The 1,465-nt window shown below is 35.5% G+C and carries 1 protein-coding gene; it reads right to left on the reverse strand.

What is annotated here, in order from left to right; translation table 11 throughout:
* The coding region (locus tag ACFVSH_RS26580) for an amidohydrolase family protein (protein WP_387708811.1) at positions 1 to 763 on the reverse strand (763 nt) is incomplete at its 3' end.
* Positions 764 to 1,465: the final 702 nt, after the last annotated feature.

Here is a 1,465-nt window from a genome sequence, read left to right on the forward strand (position 1 = left end):
CCATTTCTGCAGTTGTAAAAGAAAAGCTTGCCGTTCCATGACCTACATCCAAATGGACACCACGTTCAATCGCCTTTCTGAGCTCAGGCAGCGGCTCTTCTCTTTCATCAAATAAATTATTCGCTTTACCATTTAAGAAATGTGTAATAATATCCTTTTCCTCAAGTAATTCAAGGACCTCTTTAATATCAGGCGGCCCTGAACCGATATGGACCATTAATGGTAAACCAGTTTCAGCCGAGAACTTCCTAGCTATTTTTAATGGCTCGACACCATTTGAACCAACCACACTTTTACTTATTCTCGCTTTAAGTCCAACAACGAAATCCCCGTACTTGGAAATTGCCTTCCTTAACTCTCCTTCGTCCAGCCATGAAATATCCGATAACTCATCAATCCTTTTCAAGCCAATCCGCGAAATATTCAGAAAGGCGAAAACATTCGTTTTGGAATTTTCACAGCTGTTAACGAGATCAGATATCCTGTCTGCCCCCGTGCTTCCCGCATCAATGACCGTTGTTACACCCGTTTTATATCCAATCTCATCAACCTCATCACCATAAGGATCGAATTCCGGGAAAGCATGTACATGCATATCAATCCATCCGCTGGAAACAAAAACTTTTTGATCATAATCTATTATCTTATCCCCTGTTGCAGTTCCGGGAAATGCAATTTCTTTAATCATTCCATTTTCCAGTATGATATCCGCTGCATTTCCCTCTAACATCTTTACATTCTTCAGAACTAACGTATCTGCCATTTCCCTCATCCTTTTCGGTACATCCTATCGATTGCAAGTACTTTGTATACGATTACACTGAATTGCGCGAGAATTCATTTCATTTCTCTTTACAAAAATAGATTATCATATTTTTTCGAACTAATCAATATAACGTTATAATGTTTGATTAAATTTACAGAATTTTTAATGGATTATCACTTATTTTTCAATAGTTTCTTCCTTATAATGTAATTTCGTTTAGTTTTTTTAAAATTTACCGTTCTATTCTTTACGAATTTTTACAAAATAACGATCGATGTAAGCCTCTACTCTAATTATCCAGAAATAATGCTTTTAAAGAAAACTATTGAAATAAGTACAATTATCACTGTTTTAAAACTTTTTCCTTAGTTTACTTATTTATCTGTACTTCCCGTATCCTGCACCGGCATCAGCACTCGCTGGCATTCCTAATATTTTAATAGCAGCATATTATTCCGGTAAATCACGCTTATCATCTATCAGTCAATGCTAATGGTAAAAAACCAAGTTTGTATATATTTTGCACTAAGTCAAACCTTTCATTGGGAAGCCCTCGTTAATTTAACTACCTGGTTACAGAGGAAATGGAGCTTTCCATAATAATAAAGACCAAGAATGCTATTTTAAAAGCATTCTTGGTCTTGTTATTTGCCGTACTTTATTTGATTTTTACTTATTATGACAACCTTAATATCGTCC

The sequence above is a fragment of the Peribacillus sp. NPDC058002 genome, assembly GCF_042886655.1.
Lineage (GTDB): Bacteria > Bacillota > Bacilli > Bacillales > DSM-1321 > Peribacillus > Peribacillus aracenensis.